Here is a 19280-nt window from a genome sequence, read left to right on the forward strand (position 1 = left end):
AACCGCTATTGGAGACCGGGGACGGCCATGCGGATGGTCAACGCGTGCTCGACCAGGGTGATCAACGCACTCTTCACCGAGTCGCGGGCGCGTGCGTCCAGCCTGACGAGCGGGACGTGCGGCGACAGCGTGAGGGCGTCGCGCACCTCGTCCTCCGAGTGGAGCTGCTGCCCGTCCCAGCCGTTCAGGCCGACGACGAAGGGCAGCTTGGCCTCCTCGAAGTAGTCGATCGCGGGGAAGCTGTCGGCGAGCCTGCGGGTGTCGACGAGCACGACGGCGCCGATCGCGCCGCGCACCAGGTCGTCCCACATGAACCAGAACCGGTGCTGACCAGGCGTGCCGAACAGGTACAGGATCAGGTCCCTGTCCAGCGACACCCGGCCGAAGTCCATGGCCACGGTCGTGGTCGTCTTCTCCGGGGTCAGGCTGAGGTCGTCCACGCCCGCCGAGGCGTTGGTCATGACCGCCTCCGTGGTGAGCGGCAGGATCTCCGACACCGCACCCACGAACGTCGTCTTCCCCACGCCGAAGCCGCCGGCCACGACGATCTTCGTCGAGGTCAGCCCGCGGCTAGAGCCTGCGAAGTCCACTGAGCACCCTTTCGAGCAGTGTGATGTCGGGCTTTCCGGCCTCGAGCTGTGGCTGGTGCACCCGAATCAGTCCCTCCGTCGCCATGTCCGCGATCAGCACCCTGACGACGCCGAGTGGGATCCGCAGCAACGCCGAGATCTCCGCCACCGACCTGACGCTGCGGCAGAGCTGACTGATGGCCGCGTACTCCGGCATGTGCGACAGATCACGCGGCTCCACCGTGGCGGAGGAGACCAGTGCCTCCATCGCGAACTTCACCCGCGGCGCCGTACGCCCGCCTGTCACGGCGTATGGGCGGACCGGAGACGCGGGCTCGGCATGGGTGGGCGGCGGGGGCTGCCAGCCGCCGCCGGAATTCCATCTGGGGTCCGTCACCTACATCACCTGGTCTGGGTCGCGCGGAGCTCGGCGCGTACGGCAGGCGTGAGCACCTGACCTGCCCGCTCCACCATCAGCGTCATTTGGTACGCCACCAGCCCCATGTCGCAGTCGGGCGCTGCCAGCACCGCCAGGCACGAGCCGTCGCTGATCGCCATGATCAGCATCAGCCCGCGCTGCATCTCGACGATCGTCTGGGTGACGGGTCCCCCTTCGAAGACCCGCGCCGCTCCCTGCGTCAGGCTGATCAGTCCTGAGGCGATGGCGGCCAACTGGTCGGCTCGATCGGCCGGAAATCCAGAAGAGGCCGCCAGCGGAAGGCCGTCCGAAGACACCACCACCGCGTGGGCGACTCCGGGAACGCCACTGACGAAGTCGGTGATCAACCAATCGACTCCGCGTGCCGCGTGGCTCAGGTCGTTCACTCGTCCTCCTCCCTGCTATCAACGCTCCTCGGGCCGCCCGTGTAGCGGCCCTCGCTGATGTCGTCACGTGCGGCCCTGAACCCCTGCTGGAAGCTCGAGAACCTGTTGCGCACCCGCTCCGGCGAGATCGCCGGCATGGGCGCGACTCCCTTGGGCGCCGAGGTGTCGGCGGAGCCGGGGACCAGGTTGGCCTTGGGCACCCGCTTGGGCAGTCCCGCGGCGGTGGACCCGTCCCTGACGGGCTCGCGTACGGCTTCCGCCGCCGACCAGCCCGCGTCGGCCTTGGCCGTCCCCCATTCCTCACCCTGGTCGAACCAGGCCGACTCGACGGAGGCGAAGATCGGCAGGAACTCGTCGCCCTTGGCGCCCTTCACCGCGGGGATGGGCCCCGTCGGGTTCGACTCGACCTCGGGGAAGTCGTACCGTCCTGTGCCCGGTGCGGCGGGCGCCCTGTCCTGGAACGACCACGTGGAGGGCTGCTCGGACGGCGCGGCCTCGGGCCATGCCCCCTTGCTCGGCGCCCACACGTCCGCCTCGACGCTGTCGAAGGTGCCGCCCGCGACCCGAGGGCCCGAGGCCCACGAGCCGGGCTCGGACGGCCACTGCGCGGCGCCCCGGTCCGAGGACGGCCACTGCGGCGCGCTTTCGTCCGAGGAGGGCCACTGCGGCGCGCCTCCGTCCGAGGAGGGCCACTGCGGCGCGCCTCCGTCCGACGAGGGCCACTGCGCCGAGGACGGCCACGAACCCGCGCCGCCCGCGTCGGCGCCGCCCCAGCTCGGCATGGATCCCGGCTCGGAGCTCCAGCCACCGGGTCCGCCCATGCCCGTGCCGGGCTCCGAGGCCCACGCGGGCCCGGTGTCGGCGGTGAAGGCGGCGGGCCGCTGGGTGTCGCCCGGCCAACCGGCGGGCGAGTTCGGCTCCGCGGCCCTGCCGCCGGCGCCCGTCATGGCGCCCGAACCGGCCATCGCGGGAGTGGGGCCGCCGAGCAGCGCTTCGGGCAGCAACACCATCGCGGTGAGGCCGCCGCCGCCGTGCGGGCGCAGCTGCACTCTGACGCCGTGCCTGTGCGCCAGCCTCGCGACCACGAACAGGCCCATGCGCCGCGACACCGACACGTCCACGGTCGGTGCCTCGGCCAGGCGCGCGTTGGCCTGGACGAGCTCCTCCTGCGTCATACCGATGCCGGAGTCGGTGATCGACACCATCATGCCGCCGCCGTCGATCCTGTTGCCCGAGACCACGACGTGGGTCTCCCGGGGTGAGAACGCCAGGGCATTCTCCACCAGCTCGGCCAGCAGGTGGATGATGTCGTTGACGGCCTGACCGGCGACGGCCGCGCCGCCGGGCACCTGGAGGTTCACTCTGTCGTAGTTCTCGACCTCCGAAAGGGAGGCGCGGGCCACGTCGACCAGCTGCACCGGCTGGCTCCACCGTCGCGGCGGGTCCTGTCCCGCGAGGACCAGGAGGTTCTCCGAGTTGCGGCGCATGCGGGTGGCCAGGTGGTCGAGCTTGAACAGGTTCGCGAGCCGCTGCTCATCCTGCTCGCCCTGCTCCAGGCCGTCGATGAGGGTGATCTGCCGCTCGACCAGCGTCTGGCTGCGGCGGGAGAGGTTGACGAAGATGGCGTTGACGTTGGCGCGGAGCTTGGACTCTTCGCCCGCCAGCCGTACGGCCTCGCGGTGGACCTCGTCGAAGGCCCGCGCCACTTCCCCGATCTCGTCCTGGGAGGAGACGCCGATCGGCGGTACCTCCACGGCTTCCGCGTCGTGCCCCTCCTCGCGCAGCCGCCGCACGATGCCGGGGAGCGTCCTGCCCGCGACTTCCAGCGCGTCACCGCGCAGCCGGCGGAGCGGGCGTACCAGCGACCTCGCCATGATCGCGGTGATGATCAGGACGATGATGAGGAGCACGAGGACGAGGGCCACGTTCACGATGGCGACCTGCTGCTCGGCGGCCCTCAGCTCGGTGCTCTTGATCGTGATGGAGGCCGACAGCGCCTTCTCCACGGCGTAGAGACGGTCCGCGGTCTTGGAGATCGCGTCGAACCAGCGCTCGGCGTCCTGGGTCGTGGAGGTGTCGAGCGCGCGCAGCGACGTCCGCTGGTTGTGCAGGTAGACGGCCCTGGCGACGTACAGCTCGGCGCGCCCGACCTCCTGGCCCGTCACCGTGTCGTCGAAGAACTGCCGCTGCGCGGGCGTGGCCGCGGTGCGGAAGGCGTTGCGCTCGCTGTCCCTGCTGGATCGGGCGGCGAGGAAGGCGTCGAACTCGGTGCCGTCGAACCTGCCCCGCACGAGGGCGATCGTCAGCAGTGCCCGCTCTTTCGAGACCTCGTCCTTGGCTCTCGCGACGGCGCCGAGGGCGGCGTTGGTGACGATGAGCTCGTCGTCGGAGACACCCTGGACGGTCTCGTCGTAGAGCTGCAGCATCTCCGCGATGGTCTCGGAGTACTTCTCCATGACCGGCAGTGGGGGCAGCTGGCTGTCGGTGACCGTCGTACGCAGGGTCGGCAGCTGGTCGAGCCGGATCCGGACCTGCCCCAGCTCGCGGCGACCCAGCTCCGACATCGATTCCTCGGCCGTCCGCGCGGCGGACTTCACCTTGGTGACCGCGGCGTCGACCGCCTGGTACTGGCTCTTAAGGCCCGGGAGGTCGCCGTCGTTCCTGTTCGCGGCGACGTACCTGGCCGACAGGTCTCGTTCGAGGGCGAGTTCGTGGCCGAGCCCGCCCAGCGCGACCACCAGCTCCGCTCCGTCGGCGACGCGTCCGTACTCCTCCGCGCTGCTGATCGACGTGGTCACACGGAGCGCGCCGAGCAGAACGGCCACGACGGTCGGGACCGCGATGAGCGCCACGAGTCTGGTACGTACTCGCCAGTTGCGCAGGGCGATCTTGCTACCGGCGTCCTTGCCCGGCTCGGGCATCGGCTCGCGAGCCGCTGGGGGGCCCGGGGGTTCCGGCGCGATGCCACGACCGGAGCCGGTCGTTGCTGTCCTCACAAGTCGTAACCTCTCGCGGATGCCTGCGCTTGTGCGGAGCGAACCGATTCGCCGGTGAGACGAGTGGTTGCAGGCAAGTATCGGGGCAATTGGAGCACAACCTTCTATCTCACGCCAATGCAATGCAACTTTTGGAACGATCCAGCCCATTACGCGTTTATTGCCACCTCGTCCATCGGACGCCTGCCTCATCCGCCGCTAAACCAGACATACGGCCACTTATGCTCATGAAGCACCACATTAACGACATGTCATAATTCCTCCTTTTCGCGCATGTGCTCATATACACGGCACTCGTCTTCCAGGAAAGATCCAGCTCCGGTACGCTTCACGCCCGTCATAACGGACATCCACGCTTCCCCCCTCGCAGGAGCTCCTCGATGACTCGCATAGTCCACGCTCGCGCGCTCGTTCTCGGCCTGGTGACAGCGCTCGCCCTCGCCGCTTGCGGTGGAACGGATACGACCAGCGCCCCCGCTGAGGGAAAGGGGCTGGAGAAGACGTCCATCAAAGTCGGCGCGCTTCCCATCCCCGACCCCGCGGCGCTCTACATCGCCAACGCGAAGGGGTTCTTCAAGGCCGAGGGCCTCACCGTCGAGCCGGTGATCATCCAGGGCGGCGCCGCCGCGCTTCCGCAGATCAAGAGCGGCGCGCTCGACATCTCGCACACCAACTACGTCTCGACCTTCCTCGCCGCCAGCAAGGGCGAGAAGATCAAGGTCGTCGGTGACGTCTACCAGGCCGCGCCGAACACCTTCAACCTGATGGTCCCCAAGGACTCGCAGCTGCACTCGGTCGCCGACCTCAAGGGCAAGACCGTTCTGGTCAACACCCTCAACAACATCGGCACCCTCACCGTGGAAGCCACGCTGAAGGTCGCGGGACTCACGAAGGACGACATCAAGTTCGTCGAGAAGCCCTTCCCCGACATGGCCAACGCGCTCACCGCAGGCCAGGGCGACGCGGCGTGGATGACCGAGCCGTTCATCACCGCCACGCAGAGCCAGTCCGGGTTCCGCAAGCTGGCCGACACCATGTCGGGTCAGACCGCGGACCTGCCGATCGCCGCCTGGATGGCGACCGAGGAGTGGACGAAGAAGTACCCGAAGACGCTGGCCGCCTTCCAGCGCGCCATCGCGAAGGCCCAGCAGCTCGTGGCCAGTGACCGCAAGGAGGTCGAGGCCGTGCTGCCCACCTACACCAAGCTCGACGCCAAGACCGCCTCGGTGATCACGCTCGGGACGTTCCCGACCTCGCTCAACGAGACGCGGCTGCAGCGGGTCGCCGACCTCATGCTCGAGTACAAGTACATCCAGAGCCCGCTGGACGTGAAGACCATTTTGGTCGGCGCCAGCGGATGAGCAGTGCGCGAATCCTCCGCGGCGCCGCGGGCGTCGCGGGGTTCCTCCTCGTCGGTGAGCTGACCATCCGGTTCGGGCTCACCGACGACTTGGTGTTCCCGCCCCCCTCACTGGTCCTGTGGGAAGCGGGGGCCCTGCTCGCCGACCCCGACTTCCTGTCCGGCGTCGCGATCACCCTCACCAACTGGGCTCTGGGCCTGCTCGTGTCGGTCGTGGTCGCGGTGCCGCTCGGCGTGCTCCTGGGCAGCCTGCCGTCCGTGGAACGAGCCACCAGGCCGGTCCTGGAGTTCCTGCGGCCGATCCCCTCGGTGGCGATCATCCCGCTCGCGATCCTGCTGATCTCGGTGGACTCGCTGATGAAGGTGTCCGTCATCGTCTACGCCTCGTTGTGGCCGGTGCTGATCAACACCCTGTACGGCATGCACGACGTCGACCCCCTCGCCAAGGAGTCGCTGCGCAGCTTCGGCTTCGGTCCCGTCGACGTCCTGCGGAGGGTGAGCCTGCCCAGCGCGGCGCCGTTCATGCTCACGGGCGTGCGCATCGCCGCCGGCATCGCGTTGATCCTCGCGGTCAGCTCCGAGCTCCTGGCGGGCGGCACGGGCGGGATCGGCGTGTTCGTCATCCAGGCGGGCAGCGGCAACCGTACCGACCTCATCCTGGCCGCCACGTTCTGGGCGGGGATCGTCGGCCTGGTGGCCAACCTCCTGCTGGTCGCCGCCGAGCGGCGGCTCTTCCACTGGCACCAGGCCAGAACCGGAGCGACGACGTGACCACTCTCAAGCGCGTGTGGCTGGTCCCGCTGGTCCTGGCCGTCTGGGAGCTGACCACGCGGATGCTCGGGGACATCGACTTCCCCCCGCCTTCCACCATCGTGCTGAGAATGCACGAGCTGTGGTTCTCGGGGCCCGCCACCAGGGTCTTCCTGACCGACGACGCGATCGAGAACATCCTGCCCAGCCTGGGTCGCATGTTCACCGGCTGGATCCTCGCCGCCGTGCTGGGCGTGATCGTCGGGGTGATCCTCGGCCGGTCGCGCACCGCGGCCGACTACGTCGAGCCGCTCATCCAGTTCGGCAGGGTCATCCCGCCGCCGCTGCTCCTGCCGCTGTTCCTGGTGCTCTTTCACGCGGGCCTGGCGATGCAGATCGCCGCGATCGTCTTCGGCGTCGTGTGGCCCGTGCTGCTCAACTCCATCGACGGCGCCAAGGCCGTGGACAGGACCCACATCGAGACCGCCATCGTCTTCGGCCTGACCAAGCCCCAGCAGCTGCGGAACGTCATCATTCCCGCGGCGGCTCCGAAGATCTTCGCGGGACTGCGCCTGAGCCTGTCGCTCGCCCTCATCCTGATGGTCATCTCCGAGCTGTTCGGCAGCACGGACGGCATCGGCTACCAGCTCCTGCAGGCGCAGCGCGGCTTCGACACCCCAGGAGTCTGGGGCGCCATCGCGCTTCTCGGCCTGCTCGGCTACCTGCTGAACGCGCTGTTCACCGTGGCGGAACGACGGCTACTGGTCTGGCATCACCACGCCAGGCGCACACACTAGATCACGTGTTGGAGGAATCGTGTCACACCCGGCCGGCCCTATTTGGAACTCCATTTCGGGCCTCTCCAGGTTTGCCGCCCTTGCCACGATGGCGGAGCTGGGATGCGCCGATCATCTGGCCGAAGGCCCGTTGAACGCCGAGGAGCTCGCTCTCCGGTGCGGCGCGCACGCCCCTTCCCTGCGCCGGGTTCTTCGCGAGCTGGCCGGCATGGGGATCGTGCGATCGGTCGAGCCTGACCGGTACGAGCTGACCGAGGAGGGCGCATCGCTTCGCTCCGACGCTCCCGACTCCACGTTGCCCGCCGTACGGATGATCGTCGAGGAGGGGTTCTGGTACGCCCTGGGCAACCTGCCCGCCACCGTGCGCCAGGGCCGCTCGGCGTTCGTCGAGCGGTACGGGCCGCTCTACGAGCGTCTCGGGCGGCACCCCGAGATCGGTGCGATCTTCGACGACTACATGACCTCCAGGGCCATGCCCTTCGCCCAGCAGGTGGCGGAGCGGTACGACTTCTCGCAGGTCGACACGCTCGTGGACGTGGCGGGAGGCAAGGGACACATCCTGGCGTCGGTGCTGCACGCCTATCCGGAGACCCGCGGCGTCCTGGTCGACCTGGAGCATGTCGTCCCAGGCGCGACGGAGGCGCTCACCTCCCACGGCCTGATGGATCGGTGCGAGGTGCTGGCGGGAGACTTCTTCGTGAACGTCCCCGCGGGGGCCGACGCGTACCTGCTGGCCAGCATCCTGCACAACTGGGACGACCACGACGCCGAGCGCATCCTGCGCAGGGTCAGGGAGGCGATCAGGGAGGACGGGCGAGTGCTCATCCTCGAGATGGTCCTTCCCGACGAGGACGAACCGCATGTCGGCAAGGACATGGACATGCGGATGCTCGCCCTGTTCGACGGCGGAACGGAACGGACCCGCCAGGAGTACGCCGTCCTGCTGGAGAAGACCGGGTTCAGGCTCACCGAGGTGTTCGACCTGTCCGCGGGAGCGAGCCTGGTGGAGGCCGTGCCCGTCTGACGGGAAGGCTTCATGGCGATGGCCGATGATCGCCTGCTCCGATAGAGTCCGGATCACAACTCCGACCCCCAGCGGCCCCTAGGATCCAGCGTGCTTGAGATATCGAACCTCTCCCACGTCTACGGCGGCGGCGCCGGCGCCCACCACGCCATCGAGGGGCTGAATCTGAGCGTTTCCGAGGGCGAGTTGCTGTGCGTCGTGGGACCCTCGGGCGCGGGCAAGTCCACCCTCCTGCGCTCCATCGCCGGGCTCATCCAGCCCACGGGCGGCGAGGTGCGCATCGCGGGCGAGCTGGTCAAGCAGACCCCCGACAACCTGGCCGTCGTCTTCCAGGACTACAGCCGCTCCCTGTTCCCCTGGATGTCCGTCGCCGAGAACGTGGCGCTGCCCCTGCGCCGCAAGGACATGGACAAGCAGCAGCGCAGGGCCGCCGCGCAGGAGGCGCTGGAGTCCGTCGGCCTCGAGGGCGCCGGCAAGAAGTACCCCTTCCAGCTGTCCGGCGGCATGCAGCAGCGGGTGGCGATCGCCAGGGCGCTCGCCTACCGGCCCAAGCTGATGCTGATGGACGAGCCGTTCGGCTCGGTCGACGCGCAGACCAGGGAGGACCTGGAGGACCTGGTCCTGCAGGTGCGCGGGCACCACCAGATGACCATCGTGCTCATCACCCACGACATCGACGAGAGCGTCTACGTCGGTGACAGGGTCGTGGTGCTGTCGAAGGCGCCCGCCCACATCGTGGGCGATCTGAAGGTGGAGCTCCCCTCACCGCGCGACCAGATCTCCACCCGCGAGCATCCCGACTTCGTCCACCTGCGCGCCGAGGTGGGACGCCTCGTGCGCGGCGTCGAGAGGACCCACGCGTGAAGCGAGCAGCACTGGCGATCGTCCTGGTGACGGCACTGACCGCCTGCGGTGGCGGCGGTACCGATGGCGGCGGTGGCGGCGGCGCGGCCCTGGAGAAGACGACGCTGACCGTCGGCGTGGTCCCCGTGCCCTCGTCGGCGCCGCTGTTCATCGCCGAGAAGAACGGCTTCTTCAAGGCCGAGGGGCTGACGGTCAAGACCGAGATCATCCAGGCCCCTCAGGCGGTCATGCCGAAGATCCTCAACGGCAGCATGGACGCCTTCCTGACCAGCTATGTCTCGCTGCTGGCCATCAACGACTCGGGCGCGGCCAAGCTGAAGCTGTTCCAGCACGTGCAGACGGCGGCGCCGGGCATCGCCAGCGTCGTGGTGCCCAAGGACTCCCCCGTCAAGACCGCGGCCGACCTCAAGGGCAGGACGGTCGGTGTCAACGTGCTCAAGGCGCTCGGCCAGACCGTCACCAACGCGCACCTGCAGCAGGCGGGGCTCAAGCCCGAGGACGTGAAGTTCGTCGCGGTGCCGTTCGCCGACCAGCTCACGGCGTTGTCCGCCAAGAAGATCGACGCGGCGTGGCTGGTCGAGCCGTTCCTGACCGCCGCCAAGAAGAACCTGGGTGCCGTCGAGGTCATCGACACGACCTCGGGTCCGACGGCGGGCCTGCCGCTCGACGCGTGGGGCGTGTCGGAGGACTGGCTGACCAAGAACCCGAAGACGGCCGCGGCCTTCCACCGCGCGCTGGCCAAGGCGCAGCAGATCGCCAGCACCGACCGCGATGCCATCAACGCCGTCATCCCCACCTACACGCAGATCCCCGCGGAGGCGGCGGCGGCGATGAAGCTCGGCCGGTTCTCCGCCGAGGTGGACAAGGGCGAGTTCCAGAAGCTGGCCGACCTCCTGCACGGCTACGGCTACCTGAAGACCAAGCCCGACGTCACCACGCTGATCCCCGCCAGGATCGGATGACCAAGGCGCTGGGCGTCGCGGGCGTCCTCGGCTTCCTGCTCCTGCTGGAGGCCGCAGGCCGCACGGGACTGATCGAGGTGCTTCCGCCCGTGTCCGCCGTGCTCGCGACGGCGGCCGGTCTGGCGGTCGACGGCGCGTTCCTGTCCGACGTCGGCACGACGCTCGCCGCCTGCGCGACGGGGCTGGTGATCGCGATGGTCACGGCGGTGCCCGCGGGACTGCTGCTCGGCACGGTGCCAGCGGTCGAGCGGTCGGTGCGCCCGCTGGTGGAGTTCCTGCGCCCGATCCCCTCGCTGTCGCTGATCCCGCTGGCGATGTTCGTCTGGACCGACAGCCAGGACGCCAAGACGGCGCTGGTCGTCTACACCTGCTCGTGGCCTTTGCTGATCAACACGATGTACGGCCTCGGCGACGTGGACCCCGTCGCCAAGGACACGATGCGCGGCTTCGGCTTCGGTCCCCTGGCGATTCTGTGGCGCGTCTCCCTGCCGAGCACCGCTCCCTTCATCGCGACGGGCGTGCGCATCGCGGTGTCCGTCACGCTGATCGTGGCGGTCAGCGTCGAGCTGATCGCTGGCGGCGCGGGCGGCATCGGCACCTTCCTGGTGCAGGCGAGCAGCGCCAACAGGGTCGACAGGATGCTGGCCGCCACCATCTGGGCCGGCGCGATAGGGCTGGGCGCCAACGCGCTGTTCACGGCGGCGGAGCGGCGGCTGTTCGGCTGGCACAGGGCGAGAGCGGGTGAGACGGCGTGATCAGGCGGCTGGCCTGGTACTGGCTGCTGCCCGTCGCGGCGGTCGTGTGGGAGCTGGCCACCCGCGCGATCGGCGCGGTCTACTTCCCTCCCCCTTCGACGATCCTGGCCAGGATGCGCGAGATGTGGTTCGCCGGCCCGCCGACCAGGCTGTTCCTGACCGAGGAGGCGGCGGCTGACCTGCTGCCGAGCCTGGGCAGGCTGGCCGCGGGATGGGCGGTGGCCGCCGCTGCCGGTGTCGCGCTCGGCGTCGCGCTCGGGCGCTCCAGGTGGTTGTCGGCGCTGGTGGAGCCGCTCGTCCATTTCGGCAGGTCGGTGCCGCCCGCCGCGCTGCTGCCTGTGTTCCTGGTGTTCTTCAGGGTCGGCACGCCGATCCAGCTGGCCGCGATCGTCTACGGCGTGCTGTGGCCGGTCCTCGTCAACGCCATGGACGGCGCCCGCTACGTCGACAGGCAGTACCTCGACACCGCCCAGGTCTTCCACCTGCGGCGCTGGCCGATCGTGCTGGCCGCGGCCGGACCCAAGATCTTCGCCGGCCTCCGGCTGAGCGTCGCCCTCGCGCTGATCATGATGGTGATCTCCGAGCTGTACGCGAGCAGCGAAGGCATCGGGCACCGCATGCGCGAGGCCGAGGGCAGCTTCGACATCCCCGCGATGTGGGCGGGCATCGTGCTGCTGGGCATCCTCGGCGTGCTGCTGAACGGGGTGTTCCTCGCGGTGGAGCGCCGGGCGCTCAGGTGGCGTCGGGGCCGTACAGCCTCCTGATCGCCGCCTGCTGCCGCTCGAGGAACCACTGCCTGGTCGGCGGTCCCGAGGCGAGTTCGTCGGGGCGCTCGACGTCGTGCCAGCCGTACTCCTCGGCCCAGAGCGCGGGCTTCACCCTGGCCAGCAGGTTGCCCATGCCGGGACGGCGGCGGAAGCGACGCAGCGCGACCAGGTCGAGCTCGGCCGCGGCGACCAGCGACTCGCCCTGTCCCGCCTGGACGATCGGGCGGCCCTCGAAGTCGATGAGCTCGGAACCGCCGCTGGTGGAGTCGCCGGGGATGGGCAGCCCCTCCAGCCCTCCGCTGTTGGCGCTGACCACGTAGGCGAGGTTCTCGATGGCCCTGGCCCGCCGGGCGATCGCCTTCGGGGTGAGGGCGGGCGAGGAGGCCTCGGCGGTGGGGTTGCAGAACACCTCGGCGCCGCGCAGCGCCAGCGCCCTCGCCAGCTCGGGGTAGAGGATCTCCTCCGAGGCGAGCACCGCGAGGTTGCCGATCTCGGTGCGGGCGACGGGCAGCACGGCGTCCAGGCCGTAGACGTCGAGGTAGCGTTCCCACACGTCGTAGGGGGTCGGGGAGAACATCGAGTGCAGCCGCCGGTAGCGCAGGACGCTCTCGCCCGCCGGGTCGAGGATGACCGTGGCCTGGAAGAACAGCTCGGGGAAGTGCGGGTCGCTCTCGTAGGCGTTGACGCACAGGAAGAGGCCGTTGCTCCTGGCGATCTCGCCCAGCGCCCGGTATTCGGAGCCTTCGGGGGCGAGCGCCGCCTTCGTCCGCCACTCGGCGACGCTCTCGCCGAAGGGGAAGCCGGTGAGCACGTATTCGGGCAGCACCACGAGGCGCAGGTCAGGGCCGATCCACGCCTTGGCCGCGGCGGTCTGGGCGGCGATCCTGCCGATCGCGGAGGCGATGAGCGCGCGCGGCTCGGCCGAGCCGTTCACCGCCTCGGTCCTGACCTGCAGGGCGAGCGCTCGATAGGCGGTCATCCGATGCGCTTCTCGTCGATCAGCGTGCGGCGCACGCACTCGCCTGCCTGGATCCACTGCCACACCCTGCTGCGGGTCGTGCCGTCCTCGCTCAGGACGATCAGCTCGAACAGCCTCAGGTCCTCGTCCTCGGCCTTGAAGACCCAGTTCAGGTAGATGGTGGAGGCGTCGAGCTCCCAGAACTCGCCCCTGATGCGCTCGGTGTCGAAGGCGCAGCGCCCGCCGCCCAGGTAGGTGCCGGGGAACTCGTGCCGCTCGGTCCTGCCGTCGTCCCAGGTGTACTCGTTGACCTGGTGGTAGACGCTGTCGTCGACAATCGAGCAGGTCAGGTGAGAGCGGTGCAGGTCCACCACCTGGCCGAGGCCGTCAAGGTGGCGGTAGGTCCCCTCCCACTCGCCCTCGTGCCTGGCCAGCAGCGGCATCTCCGCGCGAAGTCCCATCTACACGCTCCAGACGGATCGGGGTGACCGGTTCACCAGGTGGGCCCTGCGCCTGACGAAGCGGTCGATGGCGGCCGGGCCCATGCGGGAACCGCCGAGCCCCGAGAGGTTGAACGAGTGCTTCTCGCCCTCGTGGACGAAGGCGGTCAGCGCGGCGTCGTTGACGCTGACCGCGCCCACCCGCAGGCGGGAGGCCACCTGCCTGGCCTCCTCCTCGGTGGCCGCGAACACCGCCGCCGACAGGCCGTAGTCGGAGTCGTTGGCCAGCGCGACCGCCTCCTCGACGCCGTCGAAGGGCATCACGGGGAGAACGGGACCGAAGGTCTCCTCGGTCATCACCCGCATGGAGTGGTCGACGCCGGAGAGCACGGTCGGCCGCATCCAGTGGCCGCCGCCGTGCCGCTCGACCTGCCCGCCCGTGTGCACGACGGCGCCCCGCTCGACCGCCTCAGCCAGCTGCGCGGGGATGACACCGGTCCTGACCAGCGGACCCACCGGCCCTGCCTCGCAGGTGAGCGGCGTCGCCCTCGCCTTGTCCACCAGCAGGCCGAGGAAGTCGTCGAAGACCTCGCGGGCGACGTAGACGCGCTCGATCGACTGGCAGGCCTGACCCGCGTTCGCGGTGCCGCCGCGCAGGATCGCGGTGGCGGCCCTGTCGAGGTCGGCGCCTGCCAGCACGATGGCGGGGTCCTTGCCGCCCAGCTCGAGGAAGGCGGGGATGAAGGCGCGGGCGGCGGCCTGCGCGACCTTCCTGCCCGTGGCGACGCTGCCGGTGAACACCAGCGCGTCGACCAGCCCCACCAGCGCCTCCCCCGTCCCCGCGTCGCCTTCGACCACGCGCAGCGGGAGCTCGGACGGCACCAGCCGCATGAGCGGTTCGATGAACCTGGGCGTCAGCTCGCTCGGCTTGACCAGCACCGCGCATCCCGCGGCGAGCGCGGGGACCGCGTCGATCAGGCCGAGCAGGAGCGGGAAGTTCCACGGGCTGATCGCGCCGACGAGCTCGTACGGCACCGCCTCGCCGCCCACCACGATCCCCTGGACCGCGGCCGGCTCGTCGGGCCGATCGGCCAGGAGCGCGGGCGCCTGCCGTACCCATCGGTCGATGAGGGCGGCCACCGCGCGCCGCTCCAGCTCCGACTCCGCCTGGCGGCCCGTGTCGGCGACCAGCGCGGCCAGCAGCTGCTCGTCGCGTGCGACAGCGGCGCCGAAGGCGGAGAGCGCCACGCCCCTGTCGGCCGCGCGCCAGGCCGCCGACCGTGAGCGCAGCGCGCCCGCCGTCGCGGCCAGCTCCCCGAGGGGCAGCGGCGACAGCGGGCGCTCGGCCTCGCCTGTGAGGGGGTTCACCACCATGATCAGAGCCGACAATAGCCGCAAGCCCCGCGGATCTCCACCACCTGGCCGCGGGGCCTCGCGGCGATCAGCCTCGAGGACCCACGTGGCTGGTGAGCGCGTGCTCCACCAGGGTGATCAGGGTGCTCTTCACCGAGTCGCGCGACCTGGCGTCGAGCCGGACCAGCGGGATGTGCGGGGAGAGCGTCAGCGCCTCCCTGATCTCCTCCTCCGCGTGGAGGTACTGGCCGTCCCACCCGTTGATCCCGACCACGAAGGGCAGCTTGGCCTCTTCGAAGTAGTCGATCGCGGGGAAGCTGTCGGCGAGCCTGCGGGTGTCGACGAGCACGACGGCGCCGATCGCGCCACGCACCAGGTCGTCCCACATGAACCAGAACCGGTGCTGGCCCGGCGTGCCGAACAGGTAGAGGATCAGATCGCGGTCGAGGGACACACGGCCGAAGTCCATGGCCACCGTGGTGGTCGTCTTGTTCGGCGTGAGCGACACGTCGTCGATGTGCGCCGACGCGTCGGTCATGACGGCTTCCGTGGTGAGCGGAAGGATCTCCGACACCGCGCCCACGAACGTCGTCTTGCCCACACCGAACCCGCCCGCCACGACGATCTTCGTCGAGGTCAGGCCGCTAGAGCCTGCGAAGTCCACTTAGCACCCTTTCGAGCAGGTTGAGATCCGGCTTACCCGCTTCCAGCTGAGGCTGGTGGACGCGAATCAGGCCCTCTGACGCCATGTCCGCGATCAGCACCCGGGTGATGCCGAGCGGAACTCGTAAGAGAGCGGAGATTTCGGCTACCGACCTGACCGAACGGCACAGCTGAATGATCGCTTGATACTCCGGACTGAGGAGAGAAAGATCGCGATGTTCGGATGTGGCGGAGGAGACCAACGCCTCCATCGCGAACTTCACCCTGGGCGCCGTGCGCCCTCCGGTCACGGCATACGGCCTGACCAGCGAGCTCGGCCCCTGCGGGCGTGGGGCTCCGTGACGCCCCTGATTGTTATCACCAGCCCAACCCTGATCTGTCACAGCCTTCTCCTGTCCCCCATCTCACGCCCCCGCTAGCGGGGGCGTGCCGCCTGCAGCTCGGCGCGTACGGCAGGCGTGAGAACCTGTCCGGCCCGCTCCACCAGCAGCGTCATCTGGTACGCCACCAGGCCCATGTCACAGTCGGCCGCGGCGAGGACCGCGAGACACGACCCATCGCTGATCGACATGATCATCAACAGGCCGCGCTGCATCTCGATCACCGTCTGGGTGACCATGCCGCCTTCGAACACCCTGGCCGCACCCTGGGTGAGGCTGATCACACCGGAGGCTACCGCGGCGAGCTGGTCGGCCCTGTCCTTGGGGAAACCCTCGGAGTAGGCAAGCGGCAGACCGTCGGACGACACGACCACGGTGTGCGCGACACCGGGCACGTTGTTCACGAAGTCGGTGATCAGCCAGTTGACGCCGCGGGCGCCCTGACTCAGCTCTCTCATCTGTCCTCCTTGTTCTCGCGGGTGTGGTCGCGAGTGAATTCACGGCCCTGCCGCACTCCCTGCTGGAAGCTGGACAGGCGACTGCGCACGCGGTCGGGCGAGATCGGCGCGGGCGGTTCGGGAGCCGCGCTCTCGGGCGCGCTCGCCGTACCGGGAACCAGGTTGGCCTTGGGAACCCTTCGCGGCAGGCCCGAGGAGGTCGTGCCGCCCTGGGCGGGCTGCGCGGCGGCGCGCGCGGCCTGGAAACCGCTGTCGGCGGGTGAGGACCACGAGGACGAGGGCGTCACGCTCTCGCCCGGCCTGCGCTGCGGCAACCCCTGCGGGCGGCTCTCCTGCGGGAGCGGCTGCGCGGGCGGCTGCTCGTCGCCGAGCCGGGAGGAGCGGCCGTTGAACTGGGCAGGCGCACTGTCGGCCGCCGGTGCCTGGTCCTCCCTCAGGCTCTCCTTGGCCGCCTTCAGCTGCTCGGGGTCGGGCCTGCGGAACCAGTCGGAGCCGACGGAGGAGAAGATCGGCAGGAACTCCTCGCCGTCCTCCTCCATCGGCGAGGTGCGGACGACGGGCAGCGGGCCGGTCATGTCGGACTCCGGCAGCCCCATGAACGAGCTGTGGGACTCGTTGCCCTGGGTGCCGAAGGCGCCGGCGGACTCACGCGAGACGTGGTCGAAGGTGGAGTGGGCCTCCGGCTCGGGCGTACGGCCGAAGGCGTCCATCGGCCGCGGCTCGGGCTCGGGCAGGCTCCTGGAGAACGGGTCGAAGGCCGGCTCGGACTTGCCGTGCGCGGCCGGCGGCCAGCCGGCGTCGGCGAACCCGCTGTCGGAGAAACCGCCGTCGCGGAAGCCGTTGTCGGAGAAACCGCTGTCGGCGAACCCGCTGTCGCGCACCCCGCTGTCGGCGAAGCCGCCGTCGCGTACCCCGCTGGCAGGGAAGCCGCTGTCAGGGAAGCCACTGTCAGCGAACCCACTGTCGGCGAACCCGCTGTCGGGGAAGCCCGTGTCGCGCGTCCCGCTGTCGGCGAAGGTGCCGCTGGGGAAGGCGCTGTCGGACAGGCCGTTGCTCGGCGCCCCCGTGTCGGCGGTGCCGAAGGCCTGCTCCTCGCCCATCGACGGCCATGCCGTGTTGCCCCCTGGAGGGGGCAGCGTGCCGGGCCACGGCGTGTGCATCGGCTCGTCGAACCCGCGCACGTCGGGGCTGTCCATGCCGAACGGGGCGACAGGGGCGGCCATGACGGGCGAGTCGAACGGGCTGAAGGAGCCCTGGGTCTGCTGGTAAGGGAAGCCGGTCTGGGCGGGGGCCGACGCCGACACCAGGAGGGTGTCGGGCAGCACGACCAGTGCGGTGACGCCGCCCGTCGGCTGCGAGCGCAGCTGCACCGTGATGCCGTGACGCAGCGCCAGGCGGCCGACCACGAACAGGCCCATGCGGCGCGAGACAGAGACGTCGACGACCGGCGGGTTGGCCAGGCGCCAGTTGGCCTGGGCGACCTCGTCCGGGGTCATGCCGATGCCGAGGTCGACGACGGCGATCATCACGCCGCCCTCGGCCCTGTTGCTGGAGACGCTGACCTTGGTCTCGCGCGGGGAGAAGGAGATGGAGTTCTCGATCAGCTCGGCGAGCAGGTGAACGACGTCGGTGACGGCGGGCCCCGCCACCAGCGTGCCGGTCGGCACCTGGATGTTGACCCGCTCGTAGCCCTCGACCTCAGACAGCGACGCGCGCGCGATGTCGACCAGCTCGACCGGCTGGGTCCACTTGCGCGCGGCCTCCTGGCCGGCGAGGACCAGGAGGTTCTCGCTGTTGCGGCGCATGCGGGTGGCCAGGTGGTCGAGCCTGAACAGGTCGGACAGGCGCTGCTCGTTCTCCTCGCCGTTCTCCAGACCCTCGATGAGCGAGAGCTGGCGTTCGACGAGCGTCTGGCTGCGCCGGGAGAGGTTGACGAACATCGCGTTGACGTTGGCGCGCAGCTTGGCCTCGTCACCGGCCAGCCGTACGGCTTCGCGGTGGACCTCGTCGAAGGCCCGGGCCACTTCACCGATCTCGTCTCGGGTGAGCACCCCGATGGAGGGAACCTCGGGGATGGCCGCGCCGTCGCCGGACTCGCGCAGGGCGCGGACGGTGTCGGGCAGCGTGCTGCCGGCCACCTCCAGCGCCTCCGCGCGCAGCTTGCGGAGGGGCCGTACGAGCGAGCCCGCCACGCGGGTGGTGATCACCAGCACGAGCAGCAGCAGGACGAGGATGACCGCGCCGGAGATGATGGCGTTGCGCTGCTCGGCGTCGGCGAGCATCCTGGTCTGGGCCACGATCGAGGTGGCCAGCTGGTCCTCGACCTTGCGCATGGCGTCGACCGTCTGCTCGGTGCTGTCGTACCAGAGCTTGAGGTCGCGGCGCGAGGTGATGTCGAGGTCGCGGATCTCCTTGTACTCGCGCATCTGCGCCAGCGCGCGCTGGCGCATGGCGTCGCCGCGGTCGATCTCCTGGCCTCTGACCGTCTTGCGGAAGAAGGCCAGGTCGTCCGGCTGGGCCTCGGCCTCGAAGACGGCGAGCTCGGACTGCTGGGCGTTCCACGAGCCGAGGAAGTCGGACAGGTCGTCGTAGTCGAGGCTGCGCTCGATCTGCGCGACGACGAGGATGACCTGCTGGCGGGAGACCTCTTCCTTGGCTCGCTCCAGCGCGCCGAGCGCGGTGGCGTCACCGAGCAGGCCTTCGTTGTTGCCCGCGGCGACCAGCTCGCCCTGCAGGCCCTCCATGACGTCGATCATGGAGGTGAAGGTCCTGATCGCCGCTCGGGCGGGGACGCTGTCGCCGAGGCCGATGATCGACTCGCGCAGGCCGTCGAGGCCGTCGAGCCAGCGGACCACCTCGCCGACCTCGTGCTGGACGCGCGCGGGGTGGGCCTCGTCGATCGCTCTGGCGCTGTCGAGCACCTTCTTCTTGCCGGCGTCGACCACGTCCCGCTGGTTGCGCAGCTGAGCCAGGCGGCCCGCACGGCGATTGTCGGCGATGTACCAGGCGGTGAGCGTGCGTTCCTTGCCCAGCTCGTGGGAGAGCGAGCCGAGTCGCTGCACGAGTTCGGCCACCTGGGTCAGGCGGCGGTACTCGGCTGCGGTTCCGATGGAGTTGGCAAGCTGGATGCCCGCGAGGAGGACGCCCACGACCGTGGGGATCAGGATGAGCAGGATGAGGCGCGATCGCACCCGCCAGTTGCCCAGCTGGAAACGACCACCCGACCCGGGCTTCTTTCCTGTGTCCTCCCCCGGGGCGGCATGCCGGGGGTTTTCCGTCCTCACTGAGTGTCGCTACCTCTCGCCATACGTGCTCGAAATCTCTGACACGCATGTGGCGCATGGGATTGCAGGAGCGAT

19 protein-coding genes are annotated in these 19280 nt (G+C 69.8%); 8 read left to right on the top strand and 11 right to left on the bottom strand.

Annotated elements, in window-relative coordinates:
• Window positions 1-5: 5 nt before the first annotated feature.
• Genes AB0B45_RS37305 through AB0B45_RS37320 form a run of 4 tightly spaced genes read right to left on the bottom strand, consistent with a single transcriptional unit; the run spans window position 6 to window position 4390 of the window.
• Complete coding sequence (locus tag AB0B45_RS37305) at window positions 6-563, bottom strand: ATP/GTP-binding protein (RefSeq protein ID WP_358140922.1); 558 nt, start codon at window positions 561-563, stop codon at window positions 6-8.
• 7 nt (window positions 564-570) lie between these two features.
• Window positions 571-966, bottom strand: coding sequence for a DUF742 domain-containing protein (locus tag AB0B45_RS37310; RefSeq protein ID WP_358140685.1), 396 nt, complete (start codon window positions 964-966; stop codon window positions 571-573).
• Between the two features lie 5 nt (window positions 967-971).
• Window positions 972-1394 (bottom strand): roadblock/LC7 domain-containing protein, encoded by a 423-nt coding sequence (locus AB0B45_RS37315; RefSeq protein ID WP_358140687.1) that lies wholly within the window; start codon window positions 1392-1394, stop codon window positions 972-974.
• Window positions 1391-4390 carry a nitrate- and nitrite sensing domain-containing protein gene (locus AB0B45_RS37320; RefSeq protein WP_358140690.1) on the bottom strand — a complete coding sequence of 1000 codons (3000 nt, stop codon included), beginning with the start codon at window positions 4388-4390 and terminating at the stop codon, window positions 1391-1393. The genes AB0B45_RS37315 and AB0B45_RS37320 overlap by 4 nt, the downstream gene beginning before the upstream one ends.
• Before the next feature lie 380 nt (window positions 4391-4770).
• Here AB0B45_RS37320 and AB0B45_RS37325 point away from each other — a divergent pair, with 380 nt between their 5' ends.
• The 8 genes from AB0B45_RS37325 to AB0B45_RS37360 all read left to right on the top strand — a co-directional run bounded on the left by AB0B45_RS37325 (window position 4771) and on the right by AB0B45_RS37360 (window position 11666).
• Window positions 4771-5751 (top strand): ABC transporter substrate-binding protein, encoded by a 981-nt coding sequence (locus AB0B45_RS37325; protein ID WP_358140693.1) that lies wholly within the window; start codon window positions 4771-4773, stop codon window positions 5749-5751.
• The gene (locus tag AB0B45_RS37330) at window positions 5748-6521 is read left to right on the top strand and encodes an ABC transporter permease (RefSeq protein ID WP_358140696.1); all 774 of its coding nucleotides are present in this window, start codon (window positions 5748-5750) and stop codon (window positions 6519-6521) included. The genes AB0B45_RS37325 and AB0B45_RS37330 overlap by 4 nt, the downstream gene beginning before the upstream one ends.
• A complete protein-coding gene (locus tag AB0B45_RS37335) occupies window positions 6518-7297 on the top strand; it encodes an ABC transporter permease subunit (protein ID WP_358140699.1) in 780 nt (259 codons plus the stop codon). Before AB0B45_RS37330 ends, AB0B45_RS37335 begins: the two co-directional genes overlap by 4 nt.
• An 88-nt stretch (window positions 7298-7385) precedes the next feature.
• Complete coding sequence (locus AB0B45_RS37340; protein ID WP_358140702.1) at window positions 7386-8321, top strand: methyltransferase; 936 nt, start codon at window positions 7386-7388, stop codon at window positions 8319-8321.
• A gap of 90 nt (window positions 8322-8411) precedes the next feature.
• On the top strand, window positions 8412-9185 hold the full coding sequence (locus AB0B45_RS37345) for an ABC transporter ATP-binding protein (protein WP_358140705.1): 774 nt from the start codon (window positions 8412-8414) through the stop codon (window positions 9183-9185).
• Window positions 9182-10147, top strand: coding sequence for an ABC transporter substrate-binding protein (locus tag AB0B45_RS37350; RefSeq protein ID WP_358140708.1), 966 nt, complete (start codon window positions 9182-9184; stop codon window positions 10145-10147). Before AB0B45_RS37345 ends, AB0B45_RS37350 begins: the two co-directional genes overlap by 4 nt.
• Window positions 10144-10902, top strand: coding sequence for an ABC transporter permease (locus AB0B45_RS37355; RefSeq protein WP_358140711.1), 759 nt, complete (start codon window positions 10144-10146; stop codon window positions 10900-10902). The genes AB0B45_RS37350 and AB0B45_RS37355 overlap by 4 nt, the downstream gene beginning before the upstream one ends.
• Window positions 10899-11666, top strand: a complete 768-nt coding sequence (locus tag AB0B45_RS37360) for an ABC transporter permease subunit (RefSeq protein ID WP_358140714.1) — start codon at window positions 10899-10901, stop codon at window positions 11664-11666. Before AB0B45_RS37355 ends, AB0B45_RS37360 begins: the two co-directional genes overlap by 4 nt.
• Here the strand turns inward: AB0B45_RS37360 and AB0B45_RS37365 are convergent.
• The 7 genes from AB0B45_RS37365 to AB0B45_RS37395 form a co-directional block, all read right to left on the bottom strand.
• On the bottom strand, window positions 11635-12648 hold the full coding sequence (locus tag AB0B45_RS37365; RefSeq protein ID WP_358140717.1) for a nitrilase-related carbon-nitrogen hydrolase: 1014 nt from the start codon (window positions 12646-12648) through the stop codon (window positions 11635-11637). The genes AB0B45_RS37360 and AB0B45_RS37365 overlap by 32 nt on opposite strands.
• Complete coding sequence (locus AB0B45_RS37370) at window positions 12645-13088, bottom strand: DUF3598 family protein (protein ID WP_358140720.1); 444 nt, start codon at window positions 13086-13088, stop codon at window positions 12645-12647. The genes AB0B45_RS37365 and AB0B45_RS37370 overlap by 4 nt, the downstream gene beginning before the upstream one ends.
• Window positions 13089-14435, bottom strand: coding sequence for an aldehyde dehydrogenase family protein (locus AB0B45_RS37375; RefSeq protein ID WP_358140723.1), 1347 nt, complete (start codon window positions 14433-14435; stop codon window positions 13089-13091).
• Between the two features lie 73 nt (window positions 14436-14508).
• Window positions 14509-15060, bottom strand: a complete 552-nt coding sequence (locus tag AB0B45_RS37380) for an ATP/GTP-binding protein (RefSeq protein WP_358140925.1) — start codon at window positions 15058-15060, stop codon at window positions 14509-14511.
• A 4-nt stretch (window positions 15061-15064) separates the two neighbouring features.
• Window positions 15065-15391, bottom strand: coding sequence for a DUF742 domain-containing protein (locus tag AB0B45_RS37385; protein WP_358140927.1), 327 nt, complete (start codon window positions 15389-15391; stop codon window positions 15065-15067).
• A 107-nt stretch (window positions 15392-15498) separates the two neighbouring features.
• Window positions 15499-15921 (bottom strand): roadblock/LC7 domain-containing protein, encoded by a 423-nt coding sequence (locus AB0B45_RS37390; RefSeq protein ID WP_354923062.1) that lies wholly within the window; start codon window positions 15919-15921, stop codon window positions 15499-15501.
• Window positions 15918-19112 carry a nitrate- and nitrite sensing domain-containing protein gene (locus AB0B45_RS37395; protein ID WP_358140725.1) on the bottom strand — a complete coding sequence of 1065 codons (3195 nt, stop codon included), beginning with the start codon at window positions 19110-19112 and terminating at the stop codon, window positions 15918-15920. The genes AB0B45_RS37390 and AB0B45_RS37395 overlap by 4 nt, the downstream gene beginning before the upstream one ends.
• Window positions 19113-19280: the final 168 nt, after the last annotated feature.

Origin of the sequence: Nonomuraea sp. NPDC049152 (genome assembly GCF_040648355.1) — a bacterium.
In the GTDB taxonomy this organism is placed as follows: domain Bacteria; phylum Actinomycetota; class Actinomycetes; order Streptosporangiales; family Streptosporangiaceae; genus Nonomuraea.